Raw genomic sequence first — 22,697 nt, forward strand, 5'->3', positions numbered from 1 at the left:
ATAAAGGTAGGAATATGAACCGTTTTAAAAAATCAAAATATCTAATCATCGTTTTTGTCACAGTTCTGGCAGTTTCTGTACTATTAGTGACAACCTATTCAAGCGCTATTGTGACGAAACTAGGAGATGGGATTTCCTTAGTAGATAGAATTGTTCAAAAACCTTTTCAGTGGTTTGATACTTTCAAATCAGATTTGGGACATTTGACGCGGACTTACAATGAAAACGAAAGTCTAAAAAAACAGCTCTATCAACTAGAGGTAGAATCTAATCAATCAGAAAGTTTAAAAAATGAAAATGAACAACTACGTCAGTTGCTGGATATGAAGTCAAAATTGCAGGCTACAAAAAACATAGCAGCAGATGTAATTACGCGTTCACCGGTATTTTGGAAGCAAGAGTTAACGATAGATGCAGGAAGTTCAAAGGGTGCTTCTGAAAATATGTTGGCCATTGCAAATGGGGGCTTGATTGGCAGTGTTTCAAAAGTGGAGGATCATTCAACGACTGTCAACTTATTGACAAATACCGAAAATTCGGATAAAATTTCCGTTAAAATCTTGCATGGTTCTACTGAAATTTACGGAATTATCGTTGGTTATGACAAAGAAAACGAACTTCTTAAAATTAGTCAATTAAACAGTAACAGCGACATTAGTGCTGGAGATAGGGTGACTACAGGGGGACTTGGAAACTTTAATGTTAAGGATATTCCTGTTGGAGAGGTTGTTGCTACAACTCATAGCAGTGATTATCTAACACGAGAGGTAACAGTAAAGTTAAGTGCTGATACTAAAAATCTTCATGTGGTAGAGTTAGTGGGGAATTAGCAATGAGACTGTTAAAACAAGTTGGTATTTTCTTTTTACTTCCTTTTCTTGTGCTAATTGATGCACATATTGGTCAATTAGTAGAATCCTTTTATCCACATTTTCACTTAGCCAGTCATTTCCTGTTTTTATTTCTCTTGTTTGAGACAATTGAGGTATCAGAATACTTCTATCTAGCTTATTGCTGTATAGCAGGTTTGGTGTACGATATCTATTTTTTCCACTTGATAGGAATTGCGACACTTTTATTTATCTTGATAGGTGCCTCACTTCACAAGTTTAATAGTGTGACTTTGTTGAACCGTTGGACGAGAATGTTAACAATAGTTGTGATGAGCTTCCTATTTGATATGGGTAGTTATCTCCTGGCCCTTGCTATGGGACTGACAGTAGAATCAATGCCAGTTTTCATTGTCTACAGTCTTGTCCCATCAATGATTTTAAACTTTTTGTGGATGGTGATTTTCCAGTATATTTTTGAAAAATATTATCTATAAGAAAGAAATAAAAATGTAACAAAGGCGTAATATTTATTATGTCTTTTTTTGGTATACTAGTAATGTCTTAAATAGAAGGAGTATCTACACAATATGAAGAAAAAAATCTTAGCGTCACTTTTATTAAGTACAGTATTAGTGTCTCAAGTGTCGGTGTTAACAACTGTTCACGCTGAAACAACTGATGAAAAAATTGCTGCTCAAGATAGTAAGATTAGTGACTTGACAGCCCAACAAAAAGAAGCTCAAAAACAGGTAGATGAAATCCAAACGCAAGTTACAGCTATTCAAACACAGCAAACAAACTTGCAAGCTGAAAATGAAACACTACAGGCGGAATCTAAAAAACTTGAAGGAGAAATTACAGAGCTTTCTAAGAACATTGTTGCTCGTAATGAATCTTTGGAAAAACAAGCACGTAGCGCACAAACAAACGGTGCTGCAACTAGCTATATCAATACAATTGTAAATTCAAAATCAATTACAGAAGCTATTTCCCGTGTTGCGGCTATGAGCGAGATTGTATCAGCTAACAACAAAATGTTAGAGCAACAAAAAGCTGATAAAAAATCAATCTCGGAAAAACAAGTTGCAAATAATGAAGCAATCAATACTGTAATTGCGAACCAACAAACGCTTGCTGACGATGCACAAACATTGACAACAAAACAGGCGGAGTTAAAAGTTGCTGAGTTGAACCTTGCTGCAGAGAAAGCTACTGCAGAAGGTGAGAAAGCTACCTTGTTGGAACAAAAAGCAGCAGCAGAGGCAGAAGCGAAAGCAGCAGCTGAAGCAGAGGCAGCTTATAAAGCACGTCAAACAAGTCAACAACAATCAGTTGTTGCTTCTGGAAACACAAGTTTCTCAGCTCAAGTGCAAGCAACATCTACATCAGCGTCAGCGTCAGCATCAGCATCAGCATCTGACGACGAGGACTCAAGCTACACTCCAGCACCTACTCCGACTCCTACTAGACAACGTCCAACATACAGTACAAATGCTTCAAGTTATCCAACTGGTGAATGTACTTGGGGAGCTAAAACATTAGCACCTTGGGCTGGAGATTACTGGGGTAACGGAGCGCAGTGGGCTACAAGTGCAGCGGCTGCAGGATTCCGTACTGGATCAACTCCACAAGTTGGTGCGATTGCATGTTGGAATGACGGTGGATATGGACACGTAGCGGTTGTTACAGCAGTTTCATCAACAACTAGCATTCAAGTATCAGAATCAAACTATGGTGGAGATCGTACAATCGGTAACAAACGTGGATGGTTCAACCCAACTACAACTTCTGAAGGTTATGTTACTTATATCTATCCAAACTAATGAATGAAACGAAGAGGCTCGATTTGAGTCTCTTTTATTATTTTTTATCGAAATCAAGGCCGAAATCTATTAAAACCACTTGAAAATATGGCTAAAATGTGGTAAAATGAAACTTGTCGTGTAAACGATAATACTCATTCTTGATGAATTGTGAAACTGTTGCCCTCGGGTCGTTTTGCAAGTTGAAGTTGAGGAGAGGAAAAAAACAAAAAGGAGAAATACTCATGGCAGTAATTTCAATGAAACAACTTCTTGAGGCTGGTGTACACTTTGGTCACCAAACTCGTCGCTGGAACCCTAAGATGGCTAAGTACATCTTTACTGAGCGTAACGGAATCCACGTTATCGACTTGCAACAAACTGTAAAATACGCTGACCAAGCATACGACTTCATGCGTGATGCGGCAGCTAACGATGCAGTTGTATTGTTTGTTGGTACTAAGAAACAAGCTGCTGATGCTGTTAAGGAAGAAGCAGAACGTTCAGGTCAATACTACATCAACCACCGTTGGTTGGGTGGAACTCTTACTAACTGGGGAACTATCCAAAAACGTATCGCTCGTTTGAAAGAAATCAAACGTATGGAAGAAGAAGGAATCTTTGATGTTCTTCCTAAGAAAGAAGTTGCACTTCTTAACAAACAACGTGCACGTCTTGAAAAATTCTTGGGTGGTATCGAAGACATGCCTCGTATCCCAGATGTAATGTACGTAGTTGACCCACATAAAGAACAAATCGCTGTTAAAGAAGCTAAAAAATTGGGAATCCCAGTTGTAGCGATGGTTGACACAAACACTGATCCAGACGATATCGATGTAATCATCCCAGCTAACGATGACGCTATCCGCGCTGTTAAATTGATTACAGCTAAATTGGCTGACGCTATCATCGAAGGTCGTCAAGGCGAAGACGCGACAGCAGTTGAAGCTGAATTTGCAGCTTCAGAAGCTCAAGCAGACTCAATCGAAGAAATCGTTGAAGTTGTAGAAGGCGACAACGCTTAATTCAAATAAGTAATCATTACCTAGGAGGGCGGGGCTTAGCCCGGCTCTCCTATTTTTAAATAATATAGGAGAATCAAAATGGCAGAAATTACAGCTAAACTTGTTAAAGAGTTGCGTGAAAAATCTGGTGCTGGTGTTATGGACGCTAAGAAAGCATTGGTTGAAGTTGAAGGTGATATCGAAAAAGCAATCGAATTGCTTCGCGAAAAAGGTATGGCTAAGGCAGCTAAGAAAGCTGACCGTGTTGCAGCTGAAGGTTTGACTGGTGTATTTGTTAACGGTAACGTTGCAGCAGTAGTTGAAGTAAATGCTGAAACTGACTTCGTTGCAAAAAATGCTCAATTCGTTGAGTTGGTAAATGCTACAGCTAAAGTAATTGCTGAAGGAAAACCAGCTAACAACGAAGAAGCTCTTGCCTTGACAATGCCTTCAGGTGAAACTCTTGAAGCAGCCTATGTATCTGCAACAGCTACAATCGGTGAAAAAATCTCATTCCGTCGTTTTGCTTTGCTTGAAAAAACAGATGCACAACACTTTGGAGCATACCAACACAATGGTGGACGTATCGGTGTTATCTCTGTCATCGAAGGTGGAGATGAAGCACTTGCTAAACAAATCTCAATGCATATCGCTGCGATGAAACCAACAGTTCTTTCTTACAAAGAATTGGATGAGCAGTTCGTTAAAGATGAGTTGGCACAATTGAACCACGTGATTGACCAAGATAATGATAGCCGTGCAATGGTTGGTAAACCAGCTCTTCCACACTTGAAATATGGATCAAAAGCTCAATTGACTGATGAAGTGATTGCTCAAGCTGAAGAAGATATCAAAGCTGAATTGGTTGCAGAAGGCAAACCCGAAAAAATCTGGGACAAAATCATCCCAGGTAAAATGGATCGCTTCATGCTTGACAACACTAAAGTTGACCAAGCATACACACTTCTTGCACAAGTCTACATCATGGATGACAGCAAGACAGTTGAAGCTTACCTTGAATCAGTAAATGCTTCAGTAGTTGAGTTCGCTCGCTTTGAAGTTGGTGAAGGTATCGAAAAAGCTGCAAATGATTTTGAAGCTGAAGTTGCAGCTACAATGGCAGCAGCTTTGAATAACTAAAAAATCTGAGACAAATAGTTCTCAGCCATAAAAAAGCTAGAGATTTCCAATTGAGGAACTCTAGCTTTTTAATTTTGACTCCCTCTCTTATTGTATTTTAAGAGGTTGTTGGCCATGAGTATGAATCCCATGTTAATTCTTGCTTGATGCTTACCTCTCAGATCACATCTCTTGTAACCCCAATAACCCCAACAAGCCTTTATCTGCCCCAAAACTTTGTTTTAGAATGAGTATATAAAAAGCCCTTTAATAAGGGCTAAGTGCATTTAGGAGACTACACTTCAAATTCATAGAGTGCTGTAGACAAATAACGTTCGCCGTTATCCGGTGCTAAAGCAAGGACTTTCTTCCCTGTACCTAATTTCTTGGCAACCTCAATTGCCCCGTAAATCGCTGCAGCTGAAGAAATCCCAACAAGGAAGCCTTCTTTTCCACCAATTTCACGGCCAAGTGCTAGAGCATCATCTGACGTTACGCGGACGATACCATCATAGGCCTTTGTATCAAGTGTTTCAGGAATAAATCCAGCTGAGATGCCTTGAATTTTGTGAGGCCCTGGTTTTTCACCAGACAAGATAGCTGACTCGTCTGCCTCAACTGCATAAACTTGAATGTTTGAATTTGCTGCTTTAAGAGCGTGAGAAACACCTGAGATCGTTCCACCAGTACCAACACCACCCACAAAAGCATCTAGTCCATCAGAACCGAAAGCAGCCAGTATTTCAGCTCCTGTTGTTCTTTCGTGTACTTCTGGGTTAGCTGGGTTATTAAATTGGAGTGGAAGGAAGCCGTCACGTTCAGCAGCGATTTCCTGAGCTTTGGCAATAGCCCCTTTCATTCCTTCGCTACCAGGAGTGAGGACGAGTTCAGCACTATAAGCTTGGATAATCTTGCGTCGTTCTACACTCATCGTTTCAGGCATGACGATAACAACTTTATATCCTTTAGCGGCACCAACCCATGAAAGACCGATGCCAGTGTTTCCACTCGTTGCTTCAACAATGGTAGCACCCGGTTTTAGAATACCATCTTGTTCCGCTTTTTCAATCATGCTAAGGGCAATACGGTCTTTTACTGACGATCCAGGGTTAAAGGCTTCTAGTTTAACATAGACGTCTGCAGCACCCTCTGGAACAATGTTGTTAAGTTTAACAATCGGTGTTTGTCCGATTAGTTCAGTAATATTATTATAAATAGCCATAGATATACCTCTTTGTATAAGATGATACTAGTATAACGCGCTTAAGGCTATTTGTAAAATATAGAAATCCTATCAAAGTGATAGGATTTTTTTATATCAAAGGTCTAAACCATTAATTTTTAATCGATTGTGATAAGCCAATTCTAATAAATAGGTGTAAAGAGGGAGGATGTCTGTTTTTTTAGGGAATTCAAATTTATGGAAACTCAAATGCTCATTATGTGCTTTTAGAAAGACATTTTCTAAATAAGTAATCGTAATCTCACTATCATCTATACCTGCTCCAGCAGTTTCCATTTCAACGTTTACAATGTTCATCAAAAAGAGTGACTTAGCAGACACCTTGCGACCAGTGGCACCTTGCTTATCAGTAAAAATAATACGGATATTTGTAAAGATAATTGAATCACGAATAAGTTTATACCCGCTTTGAATTTCTTCGTTTTCTAGTAGGTATTGACCATATTCTTTGATAAGAGTCTCTTTTTTTTCCTCGCTAAAGTTTCCAGCAAGTCCTTGAATAAATTTTCAAACGCCATGTATTTCTCCTTTGTTTACACTAGGTTTACAGGAACTTCAACTTCTCGTAAACCTTGATCTGTTAAAGTAACCTTTCCATTAAAAAACTCTACAAGAGCAGACTTGATATTTTCTTTCTCTTCCTTATCAACATAAATTATGGTATCGATTTGATCTGTAAAGTTTGTCTCGAGTTCCATGAGATTATGTTCTTTAAGGAAATTACCATACTCTTGGTATTGAGCGTAAGACATCTGAATGGCTATGCCAGCCTGCTCTTTGATTTCAATAATGCCAATTTCTTTGACAGCCAAGGCCACACTACCTGCATAAGCACGGATCAAACCACCAGCTCCTAGTTTGATGCCACCAAAATAGCGGGTAACTACTACACAGAGATTGGTTAGATTATGATTTTCTAAGACTCCGAGCATAGGGACTCCAGCAGTACCACTAGGCTCCCCATCATCACTCGTACGCTTGATTTCACTGCGTTCCCCTACAATAAAAGCAGAGCAGTTATGGGTGGCTTTATAGTGTTCTTTTTTGATGGTAGTGATAAAATCACGGGCCTCTTCTTCGCTATAAATACGCTTGACATGGCAGATAAAACGGGATTTTTTGATTTCTTCTTGGACCTGCCCATCCTCTTTAATTGTTCTAAATTCCATGATTTAATTGTACTAAAAAAATACCTAAAGTGCGAGATTTTTACGAATATTAAAGTATGAAAGTAAATCCAAATTACCTCGGTCGCTTGTTTACTGAGAAAGAATTAACTGAAGAGGAACGACAGATGGCGGTGAAACTGCCGGCAATGAGAAAAGAGAAGGGAAAATTGTTTTGTCAACGTTGTAATAGTAGGATTCTAGAGGAATGGTATTTGCCTATAGGTGCCTGCTATTGCAGGGAGTGTTTGCTGATGAAGCGAGTCAGGAGTGATCAAGCCTTATACTATTTTCCGCAGGAAGATTTTTCAAAGCAAGATGTTCTCAAATGGCGTGGTCAGTTAACCCCTTTTCAGGAAAAAGTATCAGAGGGGTTGATTCGAGCAGTCGAAAAGAGAGAGCCTACCTTAGTTCATGCTGTGACAGGTGCTGGAAAGACAGAGATGATTTATCAAGTTGTTGCCAAAGTGATTGATGATGGTGGTGCAGTTTGTTTGGCAAGTCCTCGAATTGATGTGTGTTTGGAACTGTATAAGCGACTGCAGAAAGACTTTGCTTGCGATATAGCGCTACTCCATGGCGAATCAGAGCCCTATTTTCGAACTCCCTTAGTAGTTGCAACAACTCATCAGTTATTAAAATTTTATCATGCTTTTGATTTGTTGATAGTGGATGAGGTAGATGCCTTTCCTTATGTTGACAATCAAATGCTTTACCATGCTGTAAAGAATAGTGTAAAGGAGAATGGCATGAGAATCTTTTTAACAGCTACATCTACTGATGAGTTAGATAAGAAAGTTCGAATAGGAGAGTTAAAAAGGCTAAGCTTGCCGAGACGGTTTCATGGAAATCCTTTGATTATTCCTAAACCTGTCTGGTTATCAGATTTTAATCGCTGTTTAGAGAAAAGTCAGTTGTCATCTAAGTTAAAGACCTACATTGAGAAACAGAGAAGAACAGGTTATCCATTGCTTATTTTTGCATCAGAGATTAAGAAAGGTGAAAAACTAAAAGAAATACTACAGGTGCATTTCCCGAATGAGAATATCGGTTTTGTAGCTTCTGTCACAGAAAATCGATTAGAGCAGGTGCAAGCTTTTCGAGATGGAGAGTTGACGATATTGATCAGTACGACAATTTTAGAGCGTGGGGTTACCTTCCCTTGTGTGGATGTTTTCGTTGTAGAAGCTAATCATCGTCTCTTTACCAAGTCTAGCTTGATTCAGATTGGTGGGCGAGTTGGGCGTAGTATGGACAGACCAACTGGTGAGTTGCTCTTCTTTCATGATGGATTAAATACTTCCATCAAAAAGGCAATCAAGGAAATCAAGCAGATGAACATGGAGGCAGGTTTATGAACTGTTTATTATGTGGACAGACTACCAAGTGTGAGCTGACTTTTAGTAGTCTCTTCCTTTTGAAGGACGACTGCAGTTATCTTTGCTTAGCTTGTGCTTCTAGTTTTGAGAAGATTGGTGAGAAATATTGTCCAAACTGTATGAAAACAGGGGTGTCAACTCAGTGTCAAGATTGTAAACTTTGGTGTAAAAAAGGAGTGCAGGTTGATCATAAGGCGATTTTTACCTATAATCAAGCTATGAAAGACTTTTTCAGTCAATATAAGTTTGATGGCGATTTTTTGCTTAGAAAAGTTTTTGCTTCCGTTCTTGCTGAGGAGCTGAAACAGTATAGAGGTTATCAATTTGTTGTAATTCCCCTAAGTCCTGTAAGATTGCTTGAGAGGGGATTTAACCAGGTTGAAGGTTTGGTTGAGGCAGCAGGATTTTCTTTTCAAGATTTACTAGGGAAAAGAGAAGAGACGGCTAGTTCTTCTAAGAATCGCTCGGAACGCTTAGCTACCGAAATTCCATTTTCTATAAAAACTGAAGCCCCTCTTCCTAAGAAAATTTTGGTTATTGATGACATCTATACAACAGGGGCAACTGTCAATCGTGTGAAGCGTCTTTTGGAAGAAGCAGGAGCTTTGGATGTTAAAACTTTTTCCCTTGTAAGATGAGGAAAAAATTTGCAAAATGAAAATGAAAGCGCTATAATATAGTTAGAAAAACAAAAATGTTTAGAAAGAAGGTACTTATATGATTAAATATAGTATCCGTGGTGAAAACCTAGAAGTAACAGAAGCAATTCGTGATTATGTAGTTTCTAAACTCGAAAAGATCGAAAAGTATTTCCAACCAGAGCAAGAGTTGGATGCACGTGTGAATTTGAAAGTTTACCGTGAGAAAACAGCAAAGGTTGAAGTAACAATTCCACTTGGATCTATTACTCTCCGTGCAGAAGATGTTTCTCAAGATATGTATGGCTCTATCGATCTTGTAACTGATAAAATTGAACGTCAAATTCGTAAAAATAAAACAAAAATCGAACGGAAGAATAAAAATAAAGTTGCGACAAGTCAACTCTTTACAGATGCTCTAGTTGAAGATGCAGATGTTGTGCAACCCAAAGTCGTTCGTTCAAAACAAATTGATTTGAAGCCAATGGATTTAGAAGAAGCGCTTCTTCAAATGGATTTATTGGGACATGATTTCTTTATCTATGAAGACGTAGAAGATCAAACAACAAATGTTTTGTATCGTCGTGAAGATGGTGAAGTTGGTTTGCTCGAAGTAAAAGAATCATAAAATTGAAATAACTAATAAGAGTGGTTTACTGATTTGTAAACCACTTTTTCTTGTGCCTATAAGTGCCTATAAGTAAGTAGAAAAACGAGGAAATCCTTGATAAAACAGTCAGAATCGGACCCTATAACCTGAACTTATAGGGGTGTTTATATTTATTAAGTAGACAAAATAATACCCTAAGGGATAGAATGGGGTTGTCAACAAATAGCGAATACAAAAATGTAAGCGCTCTTATAACAAATAAAGGAGTCATAACTATGGCAACAAAAGAAGAAATTTTACGCGAACTATATCCTGAGGACCTTTTTCACTATGCGGATGGTCTAACTTTGGGTGAAGCAGAGGTTTTACAAGAAACTCGCCGTTTGATTGAGAAACATCTCCGTCCGGTTATTAATGAATACTGGGAAAAACCTGATTTTCCTTTTGAAGAATTCTATGCTGTGGCTAAGGGCGCTCAAATTATGAACAATCCAAAATTGTTTGAAGGACGTGAGGGTAGCTGGAAACCATCTGAACTTTATATTGCCTTCTTGTATCTTGAACTTGCTCGCTTCGATGCTTCTATGGCAACATTCTACACCGTTCATGGTGGACTTTGCTACAACACAATTCTCTTGGGTGGTGATGAGCGTCAACAAAAAGAATTTCTTCCAAAACTAGCTGCATTTGATTGGCAAGGTTGCTTCGCTTTGACTGAACCTCTTTCAGGTTCTGATATTGCTGGAGGACTTGCAACTACTGCAGAACGTGTTGGAGACAAGTGGATTCTAAATGGTGAAAAACGCTGGATTGGTGGTTCAGATACTGCGGATGTCGTTCCTGTATTTGCTCGTGATGTTGCGGATGGCAAGGTGAAATGCTTTATCGTTCGTAAGGGAGCTCCTGGATATCATGCAGAACCAATCCCACATAAGATTGCTCTTCGTTGTGTCCGCAATGGCCATATTACTATGAAGAATGTAGAGGTTCCAGATTCAGACCGCTTGGTAAATATCAATGGTTTTGGTGATGTAGCCCGCATCTTGACCTTCACTCGTGCGGACGTTGCTCACATTGCTATGGGAGTGACTTGTGGATCTTATGTAGCAGCTCTTAAATATGCTAAAGATCGTGAACAGTTCAAACGTCCAATTGCCAAATTCCAAATTGTTCAAGAAAAATTGGCTCGTATGCAAGCAAATGCTGTAGCAGTTATTGCTTATTCAACTCGTATTGCTGAGATGCAAGAGAAAGGGAATGAATTGATGCTTAACTCTGCTCTTGCTAAGATGCACAATTCCTTGGTGATGCGCGAAACAGTTGCCCTTGCTCGTGAAACTTGCGGAGGTAATGGTATTACACTTGAGACAGACGTTGCTCGTTTCTTTGCAGATGCTGAATCAATCTATACCTATGAAGGTTCACACGAAGTGAATGCCTTGATTGTTGGTCGTGAGATTACTGGACTAGGTGCCTTTGTTTAATGTCAGGAGGACGATTGAAGGATTTCTGTTCAATCGTCCTTGCTTCATGCAATGGATTTTTGTAAAATAAGAAGGAGAAAATAATGATATCTAAGGTGATGATTATTGGTTCTGGTCAAATGGGAAGCGGAATTGCTCAAGTATTTGCTCAGGCTGGTTTTACAGTTTACTTAAACGATATTAAAGAAGAATTTGTTCAAAGAGGCTTGAATAATATCACAAAACAATTGGAACGTTCAGTTGAAAAAGGACGGATGTCTGCGGATGAGAAGGATCAGGTATTGGCCAATTTGCTTCCATCTGTTTCATATGAAGATGCGAAACAAGTCCAATTGGTGATTGAAGCTGCAACTGAGAATCGTGAGATTAAGTTGAATATTTTCAAACAATTGGATGAATTGACAGATCCTAAAACTATCTTGGCATCAAACACATCCTCTTTGTCAATCACGGATATAGCTGCTGCTACTAAACATCAAGAGCGCGTGATTGGAATGCACTTCTTTAATCCTGCCCCAATCATGAAACTTGTAGAGGTTATTAAGGCCTTGCAGACTTCAGAAGAAGTGGTTCAGGCAGTTCGTGAACTGACAGTGAAAATTGGTAAAACACCAGTTGATGTTAAAGATTCTTATGGTTTTGTTGTGAACAGAATTTTGATTCCTATGATCAATGAAGCCATTTACATTCTAGGTGAAGGAGTGGCTAGTGCCGAAGAAATCGATGAAGCGATGAAACTTGGTGCAAATCATCCTATTGGACCTTTGGCTCTTGCTGACTTGATTGGATTGGATGTTTGTTTGGCTATTATGGGCGTCCTAAACCAAGGGTTTGGTGATCAAAAATACCGTCCTGCTCCTCTTCTTAAGAAAATGGTCGAAGCAGGAAAATTGGGACGGAAGACAAAAGAAGGCTTCTTTATTTACTAGACACTGATGGAGGTAGTCATGAAAGACGTAGTTATTGTTTCGGCAGTGCGAACACCTTTAGGTTCCTTTGGCGGGAGCTTGAAGAATGTTTCTGCTGTTGATTTGGGATCTTTGGTAATTAAGAGTGCTTTGGAAAAAGCGAATATTAAACCAGAGCAGGTAGATGAAGTGATTATGGGGAATGTCCTAGGCGCAGGTTTAGGCCAAAACGTGGCTCGCCAAATGAGTATTCATGCTGGGCTTCCTGAATTTACACCAGCCTTTACCATTAACAAGGTTTGTGGTTCCGGTTTGAAGGCAGTGCAGTTAGCTGCTCAAGCGATTCAGTGCGGAGATGCAGATATTGTCGTGGCTGGTGGTGCAGAAAACATGAGCCAGGCTCCATATGTTTTGCCAAGCTTCCGTTGGGGCGGCCGTATGGGAGATTCGAAAGTGGTAGATACCATGATTAAGGACGGTTTGTCTGATGCCTTTAACGAATACCATATGGGAATTACAGCTGAGAATGTGGCCGAAGAATATGGTATTAGCCGGGATGATCAAGATGCGCTTGCTTTGGAATCACAAAAACGAGCAGTGGCGGCTATAGAATCTGGACGTTTTAAGGAAGAGATTGTTCCGGTGGTCATCCCTCAACGTAAAGGCGATCCTATCGTCTTTGATACAGATGAATTTCCTAGAAAAGATGCTAGCTTGGAGAGTCTGTCTAAGCTGCGTCCTGTTTTCAAAAAAGACGGTTCTGTTACAGCGGGAAATGCCTCAGGTATCAATGACGGGGCGGCGGCTGTCTTGGTCATGAGTGCTGAAAAAGCTGAAGAATTAGGACTTCCAGTCATTGCGCGCATTCGTTCGTATGCAAGTGCAGGTTTGGATCCTAAGATTATGGGATGTGGACCGATTTATGCGACCCGTAAAGCTCTTGAAAAAGTTAATTTGACAGTTGATGATCTTGACTTGATCGAGTCAAATGAAGCCTTTGCTGCTCAGGCTTGTGCGGTCGGGAAAACACTTGGTTTCAATACCGATATTGTCAATGTCAATGGTGGCGCGATAGCTCTTGGTCACCCAATTGGGGCCTCAGGTTGCCGTATCCTAGTGACTCTGGTACATGAGATGATGAAACGTGATGCTAAAACTGGTTTAGCTACTCTCTGTATCGGAGGAGGGATGGGAACAGCCCTCATCGTTGAACGTTAGTTATTAGAAAACTGAACGTCATTTCCTCTTTTTCAATATTACGATTACAAAATGAGATTTTGATCCGATCTCATAGTTACATACCTTATCAAGTGTCTTTCTCTAAAAGGGCTTGATAAGGTATTTTTATTTTTCCCAAAACTTTAAGGATGGATTGGACGACCATATCCTATAAGCTGAACTTATAGGTCTATAAATAAAGATTAAGTAGACGGATGAAAAAAAAGTTTATGATGAAAATGTAAGCTCTTACATTTTGTGTTGGTATTTGTTGACGCTGTACTCTGTACTCAAAATAAATCAAGTAGGAGCAGAACAATGAGTAAAACTGTTTTATTAGAGGTTAAGAATGGTCTTGGCTATCTAACAATTAACCGTCCATCGGCTTTGAATGCTTTAAGTTCAGAAGTCTTAAAGGATTTGAATCTCGCTTTAGACCAGATTGAAGCAAGCGAGGACATTCGTGTTGTCATTGTGACCGGTCAAGGAGAGAAAGCATTTGTCGCGGGAGCAGACATTAAAGAGATGGACCAAATGTCTCCAATTCAGGCTCATGAATACATGACCTATGCGAACGACACCTTTACCCGCTTATCTGAATTGACTCAGCCAACTATTTCAGTATTGAATGGTTATGCTTTGGGAGGCGGTTTAGAATTAGCTCTTTCAACTGATATCCGAATCGGCTATGACAAGACAATGGTTGGCTTCCCTGAAGTCGGCTTGGGAATCATTCCTGGTTTTGCAGGTACTCAAAGAATGTCTCGTTTGATTGGTACTAGTAAAACAAAGGAATTAATCTTCACTGCTAGAATGGTTAAAGGACAGGAAGCATATGATCTTGGAATTCTTAACGAGTTGGTAGCAGCAGAAAAACTATTGCCTGCGGCAGAAGAGCTGGCAGCAGCGATTATGAAAAATGCACCGCTAGCAGTTGAAAAAGCTAAACATATTATCCAAGTTGGCTCAGAACTCCCTCTGAAAAATGCTATTCGTTTGGAAACAGAAGCGGAAGCTCTACTCTTCTCAACAGAAGATAAGGTGGAAGGAATGCGCGCTTTTGTTGAAAAACGCAAAGCTGTCTTTCAACGTAAATAAGAGAGGAGATAGGTTATGAAAGTTGTAACATTGTCTGAAGCTATTTCCTTGATTCACTCAGGAGATAAAGTTGGTATTTCTGGATTTCTCGGAGTGGGAGAACCATTTGAGTTAATTGAGGAACTGGTTCGTCAAAACCAGCAAGATTTGACCTTGGTGTCTGTTGTAACTTCTCAACCCGGTAAGGAAGTTGGAGTTGGTCGTCTTTGTGAAAATCATCAGGTTACAAAATACATTGCAGCCCATGTAGGGACATCTGCTGCTGCTCAGCATGATTATTTCTCAGGAACCATGAAAGTGGAGTTCACTCCGATGGGAACTGTCGTAGAACGCTTACATGCTGCAGGTGCAGGTCTTGGAGCAGTTTTAACGCCAACAGGTGTAGGAACAATTCTTGAAGATGAGCACGAAAAAGTAACTCGAAATGGAAAAGAATATTTGATTTATGATCCATTGAAGATTGATATTGCCTTGATTAAAGCTACTAAGGCTGATAAATATGGTAATCTTTATCTAGATGGGACTACTAAAAACATCTCTCTTCAACTCGCTCTAGCGGCTGATACAGTCATTGTTGAGACAAACGAGTTGGTTGAAGTCGGGGAAATTGATCCAAATGATATTTACATCCCTGGTATCCTAGTTGACTATGTCGTTCAAGGATTGACACCACAAGAGCATCATCAGATGATGGGAGACTTGTGGACAGAGACAAAAAAACTGGCGGGGGTGAAGTAAAATGAAAGCAAAAGAAATTATCGCAAGACGTGTAGCGCTTGAATTTAAAGATGGAGATGTGGTCAATCTTGGATTTGGGATTCCAAACGCTTCTGCTGATTATATTCCGGAAGGAGTAAATGTTATTTTGCAGGCAGAAAATGGCGCCCTTCGATTTGGAGAAACACCAACCAAGGACACCTATAATGCCAATTTAGCGAACTCTGGTGGAGCTCCTATCACATTGTTGCCCGGAGCAGCCTTGTTTGATCTACAAACTTCCTTTGCCATTATTCGTGGTGGACACGTGGATGCAACCGTTCTGGGAGCGCTAGAAGTCAGCCAAGATGGTAGCATTGCGAACTGGATTATCCCAGGGAAATTTGCTCCTGGTATGGGTGGCGCAATGGACTTATTGGTTGGTGCTAAGCGTGTAATCGGGGCTATTCAACACACAACTGCTGATGGGGAATCCAAGTTGTTGAAAGAATGTACCTTGCCACTTTCAGCTAAAGGAGTATTGGATCTTGTCATCACAGAATTAGCTGTTTTTGGATTCAAAGATGGTAAGTTCTTATTGAAAGAGTTGGCTCCTGGTGTGACATTAGAAGAAGTTCTTGAAAAAACAGCTGGAGAAGTCATTGTCTCAGAAGACCTAAAAACAATGCCGATTTAAGCAAAAAAAGAGCTATTTTCTGCTTAGTGTGTTATGATATAAACTAGATAGTATTGTAAGCGCTTTATATACAACGTTAAAATGAAGTATTCGAAATGTTATTTCGATAAAAAGTCAGTAGACAACTATCAAACACTGGAATAGTTGTCTAATTGACTTACTAAAATAGTGAAGGAAAGCTAGGTGATGGGTAAGTGGATATTATCCAAATGAACTATTTCATCAATATCATAGAATGCGGATGCAACCTTTCCATTGCTGCAAAGAAGATTCACATTAGTCAATCAGCCTTGAGTCAATTTGTGACAAATTTTGAAGCAGCTGAAGGGGTTCAATTATTCAATCGCAAGAATGGAAGATTAGAAAGTTTAACAGAAGCGGGACGCAAAATTTATCGTTATGCGACCGAGATTGTGAATCGACATGAAGAAATGCTTTCCATGATCCATATAGAAGCTCAAAAGCAAAAAGGCACCATTAATTTTGGTATTCCGTCCTTGATTTTACGAGTTTATTTTGCTAGTGCCTTGCCTCATTTTCTGAAAAATAATCCTCATATCCATATCCAGGTTACGGAAGGTGGAGGGAAGGAAATTCGTCAAAAAATGGTTGATGGAGATTTGAATCTCTCTATTCTGATAGAGCCTACGAGCCTGGATGCTAAAAAATATGAACAACATATCATTCAATTGGATGAATATGTTGCTTATATGGATAAGGATCATCCGCTGGCTCAGAAAAGCTTGTTGGAATGGTCTGATATTGTTGGTTATGAATTGGCAACCTTCAACAAAACATTTACGACTTATGATTTAGTAACAGAAAAACTTCGTTCACAACGAATTGAGGCTAAATTTGCTTATCTTTCCTCTACTTGGGACTTCCTAGTTGAATCAACTCATCAGACAGATTTGATTGCCCTTTTGCCAAGGCCGGTTGAATATTTTGTGGATAAGAGTCGTTTTAAGGCGGTTAGATTCAAGGATCCGATTCCATTTAATATTTGGTTTTGTAGACCCTATAAAAACTCCTACAATGAAGTAGAGTCTTATGTGTATGAAGAATTGTTGAAAGATTATTACCAACCGTTTTCTGACAACTAAGATGAGGTGAATGCGATGACCTATAATGACGTGCTGGCGCGAGAATTGAAGGCAGACGTGAAAGTGTTGATTCGGGACTATTTCAAGTCTCATGAGGATGAACAACAGTTCCCTAGAGAATTGCTTTATCAGTTTATTGAGCAATTTGATATCTTTTCCTTGCTTTTAGATAGTCAAGATTCTGTTTTGAGAACCGAGTTTTTAACCTTTATTCGCTTGATTTCAAAAGATTTTCCTGCTTTTTCTGCTGTTCTACTAACTCAGGCATGTTATGGTATCTATCCTATTTTACGATATGGGAGTCAGGAACAAAAATCGCGTTATGTAGAACCATTAGTAAGGGGAGAAATCTTAGCTGGCTTGGGATTTTCTGAAGGGAAATTGATGGACAGCTTGGAGGTTATTGCAACAACTGCAAGGAAAACAGAAACAGGTTGGTCTTTAACTGGGAAGAAGTCAATTGTATCAAATTGCCGCTATACAGATATTTTGTTAATCTTAGCCAAGGTTCAGGAAGCTAACGGAGAAGATGGATACGGATTTTTCATTGTTGATACGACTCGACCGGGAGTTGCTTTTGGAGATGATATTGCAAAACCTGGTTTACAGGGTTTGCCTGTGAATTCGGTAACTTTTGATCAGGTCATATTGCCAGAAGATAGTCTGCTAGGATTGACGCTAAATGGGGAAACTCAGTTAAATGATATTATCAAAAAATTACAGCTAGGATTAAGCGCAATCTCTATTGGTATCTCTGAGGGAGCTTTTGAAACAGGTCTGGCTTTTGTAAAGGTCAAAAGAAGATTTGGGAAACCATTAATCGATGCGACAGTCTATCAACATCAATTCGCAGACTTGTATACTAAGCTGTGTGCGGCTGAATCTTACTTTGCTTCCTACAAGGACAGGATGAAGGCGGATTCTCTCTTTGTATCTCAGATAAAACTTTATACGACAAAAGTAGCAATTGAGATTTCTGAGGAAATTATTAGATTAATTGGACCTCTTCAAACCTTGGATGACATCCCCATAGACCGTTATCTAAAGGATGCCAAAACGATTGAAATCTATGGAAAATCTGGGGATTCGATTCGCAAAAGAATAGCAGCCCAATGGATAAAGGAGTAAAGCATGGCAGAACTCACCTTACAGGAATATCAATTTCATGATATGAAACTGATATGGCTACGTGGAGCCGATAAATTGACGGATGCAGGGACTCTTTTTGGTCCGGTTCCGAAAGTTGTGTGGTCTCGTTACTACCCAACAAATGATGCTAATATGATGGCAGAATTGACGGATCCTATTTTGATCCAGTACAAGGGTAAAAATTACTTGATAGATGCAAGTTTTGATACAGCAAAATTATCCGATAAACAAAGGCGTAACTTAGGAATCTTGTCTGAAAGTCGGGTAGAAGACAGTTTGGCTCTTTTAGGACTATCGCCTGAAGACATTGACATCGTGCTGATGACACATATGCACCACGATCATTCTGGTGGCTTGACGTATGTGAATGATCAAGGGAAGCTGGTTTCCAAGTATCCAAACGCCAAGATTATTGTGAATGATGTCGAATGGTATGAGATGAGAAACCCTAATGATCGAACGCGGGGAACTTATCTGAGAGAAAATTGGGAACCGATTCAAGATCAGGTGACGACTTTCTCAGAGTATATCAATGTCATTCCAGAAATCCAAATGATTCACACAAGTGGTCACAGCAATGGCCACAGTATTATCTTGCTCAAACAGGGGAAAGATACGATGATCCATATGGGGGACTTGATGTTATCACATGTTCATCGAAATCCTCTCTGGGTTCCAGCAGTTGATGATTATCCTATGAAATCAATTTTAGCCAAAAAGAAGTGGTTGCGTCAGGCTTTTGAGAATCATTATAAGTTTTTCTTTTACCATGATCAATTTTTCGCGGTGGTAGAGTTTGACAAGGATGGGAAGGAATTTGTAGATTATGTTCTACGTTCTCGCCCCCCACTTATTCCTTTTACAGATCAGCAGGATCGTAAGCCAGATTTTTTAGGATAGCAGAATATGAGGAGACAAATATAACATTTTCTTGTTGACGGGGATATTGGTGCATTATGCATCCATTTGCCAACAAGAATCAACAGAAAATAAAAGGAGGACTCATATGTCAATTACAAAACTTTTACAGATTCAATATCCAATTTTCCAAGGGGCTATGGCTCAAATCTCGCACTATCAACTAGCAGCAGCTGTTTCTGAGGCTGGAGGTCTGGGAATTATCGCTTCGGGTGGTATGACCGGAGAGCAGTTGCGAGAAGAAATTCGTGAACTGAGAAAGTTGACAGATAAGCCTTTTGGTGTCAACATCATGTTGATGATGAAAAATATCAAGGATATTGTGACCGTTATCATCGAAGAAAAGGTTCCAGTGGTAACTACAGGTGCAGGAACTCCTAAGCATATCATGCCTTACTTGAAAGAAGCAGGAATCAAGGTTATTCCAGTTATTGCCAGTGTCAAGCATGCTCAAAAAATGCAAGAATTGGGAGTTGATGCTGTAATCGCTGAAGGTTCAGAAGCTGGTGGCCATATTGGAGAGACCAATACAATGGCTCTTATCCCACAAATCGTTGATGCCGTAACGATTCCAGTCATTGCTGCAGGAGGTGTGGCAGATGGTCGTGGACTTGCTGCTGCGATTGCCCTAGGTGCACAAGGAGTTCAAATGGGAACAGTTTTTCTTGCTTCAGAAGAATGTCCAATTTCTCCAGCCTATAAAGAAGCTATTTTGGCGGCAAGTGATACAGCGACTGCGGTTACAGGCCGCATTGCGGGAGCGCCAGTTCGTTGTATTCGCAATGAGATGACGGATCACTACATTGAATTAGAGCAGAAAGGTACAAACCGAGAGGAACTGGAAGAAATTACGATCGGTTCCCTATCTAAGGCTGTCTATGAAGGTGATACAGTTCATGGTTCAATGATGAGCGGACAAATTGCGGGTTTGGTGAAAGACATCAAACCATGTAAGACTATTTTAGAATCAATTGTGAAACAGGCGCAAGAGTGCCTACAAGACATTCGACTAGAATTAGGTGAATAATGTAATCTAGACGGAAGATTCTGCACTGATGTGGAAAAAGGAGAGCGAGGCATTTGCTATCCTTTTTTATATATGGTTTCTTTAAGAGCATCTTGCTATAATAAAAGCAGTGCTTTCTCTTTAAAGGTCGCTTTTTAAGGGCTTTTGTGATATAATAATGCGCAAGAGGTTTAGAATGAAAAAAAATAATTTAATCCCGTTTTCTGCAGTCTTGCTAGGACTTGCAACTTTCGGAATCTTAACTTTGCTGATTATTTTTTCACATAATCTTGCTGTAACAATCACTGTTTTATTTTTATTTGTACTGCTTTATCTGCTTTTATTTGTATGGCAAAAAAAACAGTACGAAAAGAGCGAAATTGAACAAATCCAATATGTAAATCACCAAGCCGAAAATAGCTTGAGTACTTTGCTTGATCAAATGCCGGTGGGAGTCCTGAAATTAGACTTATCAAGTGGAGAAGTAGAATGGTTTAATCCTTATGCTGAGTTAATTTTGACAAATGAAGAAGGGGAAATTGATGTTGAGTTAATTCAAGCCATCATCAAGGCTTCTGTTGGGAATCCTGGTTCGTATGCTACCTTGGGTGAAACACGATATGCTGTCCATATGGATAAGGCTTCAGGCGTTTTGTATTTTTTTGATGTTTCTGGGGAGTACGAAGCAACTGTCGAATTGGTAACTAGCCGTCCAGTCATTGGGGTCATCTCAGTGGATAATTACGATGATTTGGAGGATGCGACGTCTGACTCTGATATCAGCCATATCAATAGCTTTGTAGCTAATTTTGTTTCAGAATTTGCTAGTAAGTATGCTATGTTTTCTCGCCGTGTGGGGATGGATCGTTTTTATTTATTCACAGATTATACAGTACTCGAGGAATTGATGAATGATAAATTCTCTGTTATTGATACTTTCCGAGAAGAATCAAAACAGAGGCAACTAGCCCTAACTTTAAGTATGGGATTTTCTTATGGTGATGGAAATCATGAAGAGATAGGGAAAATTGCCTTGCTCAACTTGAACTTAGCAGAAGTTCGCGGTGGTGACCAGGTGGTGGTCAAGGAAAATGATGAGACCAAGAATCCAGTCTACTTCGGTGGAGGAACTGCTGCGTCTATCAAACGTACTCGTACACGTACGAGAGCCATGATGACAGCCATTTCTGATAAGATTCGAAGTGTTGACCAGGTTTTTGTAGTCGGTCATAAAAATCTAGATATGGATGCCTTGGGCTCTGCTGTCGGTATGCAGTTGTTTGCAAGTAATATTATTGAAAACAGTTACGCTGTCTATGATGCAGATAAAATGTCAGCAGATATCGAGCGTGCTATCCAGTTCTTAAAGAAGGAAGATACTACGAAACTCTTATCTCTTACAGATGCGATGAAGCTAGTTACAAGCCGTTCGTTATTGATTTTAGTGGATCACTCAAAGACGGCTTTGACCTTATCGAAAGATTTTTATGATTTGTTTACTCAAACCATTGTTATTGACCATCATAGACGTGATCAGGATTTCCCTGAGAATGCAGTCATCACCTATATTGAAAGTGGAGCAAGTAGTGCGAGTGAGCTGGTCACAGAATTGATTCAGTTCCAAAATTCTAAGAAAAATCGTTTGAGTCGTATGCAGGCTAGCGTACTGATGGCTGGAATGATGCTGGATACCAAGAACTTTACATCTCGCGTAACGAGTCGAACCTTTGATGTGGCTAGCTACCTGAGAACACGTGGAAGCGATAGTATTGCTATCCAGGAGATTGCTGCGACAGATTTTGAAGAGTACCGTGAGGTAAATGAACTCATTTTACAAGGTCGTAAGCTAGCTTCAGATATCTTGATTGCCCAAGCTAAGGACTCAACCACTTATGACACAGTTGTTATCAGTAAGGCTGCCGATGCTATGCTGGCCATGTCCGGTATTGAGGCTAGTTTTGTTCTGGCAAAAAATACACAAGGATTTATCTCTATCTCAGCTCGAAGCCGTAGTAAAATCAATGTGCAACGCATTATGGAAGAGCTAGGTGGCGGAGGCCATTTTAATCTAGCGGCTGCGCAAATCGAGAATATGAATCTGTCAGAAGCAGGAGAAAAATTGACTAAACTAATCTTGGATGAACTAAAGGAAAAGGAGAAAGAAGAATGAAAGTAATCTTTTTAGCAGATGTTAAAGGAAAAGGAAAAAAGGGCGAAATCAAGGAAATGCCAACTGGCTATGCTCAAAACTTCCTGATTAAAAAGAATTTGGCCAAGGAAGCGACTGCTCAAGCAGTGGGCGAGTTGCGTGGTAAACAAAAATCAGAAGAAAAGGCTCATGCTGAAATGATTGCTGAAGCAAAAGCCATCAAGGCTAAGCTTGAAGCAGAGGAAACGGTTGTAGAGTTTGTTGAAAAGGTTGGACCAGATGGCCGTACATTTGGCTCCATCACTAACAAGAAAATTGCAGAAGAATTGCAAAAGCAATTTGGTATCAAGATTGACAAACGCAATATTCAAGTGCAAGCACCAATTCGAGCAGTAGGTTTGATTGATGTACCAGTGAAAATCTATCAAGATGTTACAAGTGTCATCAATCTTCGTGTAAAGGAAGGGTAAGTTTACA

23 protein-coding genes are annotated in these 22,697 nt (G+C 39.7%); 20 read left to right on the forward strand and 3 right to left on the reverse strand.

Translation table 11 applies throughout. The features are described 5' to 3' along the window. Nucleotides 1–14 precede the first annotated feature (14 nt). The 5 genes from mreC (at nucleotide 15) to tsf (ending at nucleotide 4,779) form a co-directional block, all read left to right on the forward strand. The gene (mreC, locus tag B7725_RS04055; RefSeq protein WP_084874687.1) at nucleotides 15–830 is read left to right on the forward strand and encodes a rod shape-determining protein MreC; all 816 of its coding nucleotides are present in this window, start codon (nucleotides 15–17) and stop codon (nucleotides 828–830) included. 2 nt (nucleotides 831–832) lie between these two features. Then, nucleotides 833–1,327, forward strand: coding sequence for a rod shape-determining protein MreD (gene mreD / locus B7725_RS04060; RefSeq protein ID WP_001237923.1), 495 nt, complete (start codon nucleotides 833–835; stop codon nucleotides 1,325–1,327). Nucleotides 1,328–1,420: 93 nt separating this feature from the next. Then, nucleotides 1,421–2,656 (forward strand): peptidoglycan hydrolase PcsB, encoded by a 1,236-nt coding sequence (pcsB, locus tag B7725_RS04065; protein ID WP_084874689.1) that lies wholly within the window; start codon nucleotides 1,421–1,423, stop codon nucleotides 2,654–2,656. A gap of 224 nt (nucleotides 2,657–2,880) precedes the next feature. Then, a complete protein-coding gene (gene rpsB, locus B7725_RS04070; RefSeq protein WP_000268477.1) occupies nucleotides 2,881–3,660 on the forward strand; it encodes a 30S ribosomal protein S2 in 780 nt (259 codons plus the stop codon). A gap of 78 nt (nucleotides 3,661–3,738) precedes the next feature. Then, entirely contained in the window at nucleotides 3,739–4,779 is a 1,041-nt protein-coding gene (tsf, locus tag B7725_RS04075; RefSeq protein WP_000808089.1) for a translation elongation factor Ts, read from the forward strand. 274 nt (nucleotides 4,780–5,053) lie between these two features. Here tsf and cysK read toward each other — a convergent pair whose 3' ends face one another. The 3 genes from cysK to B7725_RS04095 all read right to left on the reverse strand — a co-directional run bounded on the left by cysK (nucleotide 5,054) and on the right by B7725_RS04095 (nucleotide 7,170). Beyond that, nucleotides 5,054–5,980: a cysteine synthase A gene (cysK, locus tag B7725_RS04085; protein WP_001029451.1), complete on the reverse strand. Its 927-nt coding sequence runs from the start codon at nucleotides 5,978–5,980 to the stop codon at nucleotides 5,054–5,056. A 96-nt stretch (nucleotides 5,981–6,076) separates the two neighbouring features. After that, nucleotides 6,077–6,502, reverse strand: a complete 426-nt coding sequence (locus B7725_RS04090; protein ID WP_084874690.1) for a PH domain-containing protein — start codon at nucleotides 6,500–6,502, stop codon at nucleotides 6,077–6,079. Nucleotides 6,503–6,534: 32 nt separating this feature from the next. Continuing rightward, nucleotides 6,535–7,170 carry a YigZ family protein gene (locus B7725_RS04095; RefSeq protein WP_084874692.1) on the reverse strand — a complete coding sequence of 212 codons (636 nt, stop codon included), beginning with the start codon at nucleotides 7,168–7,170 and terminating at the stop codon, nucleotides 6,535–6,537. A gap of 56 nt (nucleotides 7,171–7,226) precedes the next feature. Between B7725_RS04095 and B7725_RS04100 the strand changes: the two genes are divergently transcribed. The 15 genes from B7725_RS04100 to rplI all read left to right on the forward strand — a co-directional run bounded on the left by B7725_RS04100 (nucleotide 7,227) and on the right by rplI (nucleotide 22,690). Then, complete coding sequence (locus B7725_RS04100) at nucleotides 7,227–8,525, forward strand: ATP-dependent helicase ComFA (RefSeq protein WP_084874694.1); 1,299 nt, start codon at nucleotides 7,227–7,229, stop codon at nucleotides 8,523–8,525. Next, nucleotides 8,522–9,184 (forward strand): ComF family protein, encoded by a 663-nt coding sequence (locus B7725_RS04105; RefSeq protein WP_084874695.1) that lies wholly within the window; start codon nucleotides 8,522–8,524, stop codon nucleotides 9,182–9,184. The genes B7725_RS04100 and B7725_RS04105 overlap by 4 nt, the downstream gene beginning before the upstream one ends. A gap of 79 nt (nucleotides 9,185–9,263) precedes the next feature. Continuing rightward, entirely contained in the window at nucleotides 9,264–9,812 is a 549-nt protein-coding gene (gene hpf / locus B7725_RS04110) for a ribosome hibernation-promoting factor, HPF/YfiA family (protein ID WP_084874697.1), read from the forward strand. A 257-nt stretch (nucleotides 9,813–10,069) separates the two neighbouring features. Continuing rightward, on the forward strand, nucleotides 10,070–11,278 hold the full coding sequence (gene fadE / locus B7725_RS04115) for an acyl-CoA dehydrogenase FadE (RefSeq protein WP_000201480.1): 1,209 nt from the start codon (nucleotides 10,070–10,072) through the stop codon (nucleotides 11,276–11,278). Nucleotides 11,279–11,358: 80 nt separating this feature from the next. Next, nucleotides 11,359–12,207, forward strand: a complete 849-nt coding sequence (locus B7725_RS04120; protein WP_084874698.1) for a 3-hydroxybutyryl-CoA dehydrogenase — start codon at nucleotides 11,359–11,361, stop codon at nucleotides 12,205–12,207. 18 nt (nucleotides 12,208–12,225) lie between these two features. Beyond that, nucleotides 12,226–13,404 carry an acetyl-CoA C-acetyltransferase gene (locus tag B7725_RS04125; protein WP_084874700.1) on the forward strand — a complete coding sequence of 393 codons (1,179 nt, stop codon included), beginning with the start codon at nucleotides 12,226–12,228 and terminating at the stop codon, nucleotides 13,402–13,404. Nucleotides 13,405–13,722: 318 nt separating this feature from the next. Further along, nucleotides 13,723–14,502: an enoyl-CoA hydratase-related protein gene (locus tag B7725_RS04130; protein ID WP_084874702.1), complete on the forward strand. Its 780-nt coding sequence runs from the start codon at nucleotides 13,723–13,725 to the stop codon at nucleotides 14,500–14,502. Nucleotides 14,503–14,517: 15 nt separating this feature from the next. Then, nucleotides 14,518–15,240 (forward strand): CoA transferase subunit A, encoded by a 723-nt coding sequence (locus B7725_RS04135; RefSeq protein ID WP_000869890.1) that lies wholly within the window; start codon nucleotides 14,518–14,520, stop codon nucleotides 15,238–15,240. Nucleotide 15,241: 1 nt separating this feature from the next. Continuing rightward, a complete protein-coding gene (locus tag B7725_RS04140; protein WP_000644735.1) occupies nucleotides 15,242–15,895 on the forward strand; it encodes a 3-oxoacid CoA-transferase subunit B in 654 nt (217 codons plus the stop codon). Nucleotides 15,896–16,089: 194 nt separating this feature from the next. After that, complete coding sequence (locus B7725_RS04145) at nucleotides 16,090–16,998, forward strand: LysR family transcriptional regulator (protein WP_158085812.1); 909 nt, start codon at nucleotides 16,090–16,092, stop codon at nucleotides 16,996–16,998. A gap of 15 nt (nucleotides 16,999–17,013) precedes the next feature. Then, nucleotides 17,014–18,126, forward strand: a complete 1,113-nt coding sequence (locus B7725_RS04150) for an acyl-CoA dehydrogenase family protein (RefSeq protein ID WP_084868856.1) — start codon at nucleotides 17,014–17,016, stop codon at nucleotides 18,124–18,126. Nucleotides 18,127–18,129: 3 nt separating this feature from the next. Next, on the forward strand, nucleotides 18,130–19,047 hold the full coding sequence (locus B7725_RS04155) for an MBL fold metallo-hydrolase (RefSeq protein ID WP_084874703.1): 918 nt from the start codon (nucleotides 18,130–18,132) through the stop codon (nucleotides 19,045–19,047). Between the two features lie 64 nt (nucleotides 19,048–19,111). After that, a complete protein-coding gene (locus B7725_RS04160) occupies nucleotides 19,112–20,092 on the forward strand; it encodes a nitronate monooxygenase (RefSeq protein WP_268700433.1) in 981 nt (326 codons plus the stop codon). 175 nt (nucleotides 20,093–20,267) lie between these two features. Then, nucleotides 20,268–22,241 carry a DHH family phosphoesterase gene (locus B7725_RS04165; protein ID WP_084874708.1) on the forward strand — a complete coding sequence of 658 codons (1,974 nt, stop codon included), beginning with the start codon at nucleotides 20,268–20,270 and terminating at the stop codon, nucleotides 22,239–22,241. After that, on the forward strand, nucleotides 22,238–22,690 hold the full coding sequence (gene rplI / locus B7725_RS04170) for a 50S ribosomal protein L9 (protein WP_000864201.1): 453 nt from the start codon (nucleotides 22,238–22,240) through the stop codon (nucleotides 22,688–22,690). Before B7725_RS04165 ends, rplI begins: the two co-directional genes overlap by 4 nt. Nucleotides 22,691–22,697 lie beyond the last annotated feature (7 nt).

Origin of the sequence: Streptococcus oralis subsp. tigurinus (assembly GCF_002096275.1) — a bacterium.
In the GTDB taxonomy this organism is placed as follows: Bacteria; Bacillota; Bacilli; order Lactobacillales; family Streptococcaceae; genus Streptococcus; species Streptococcus oralis_CN.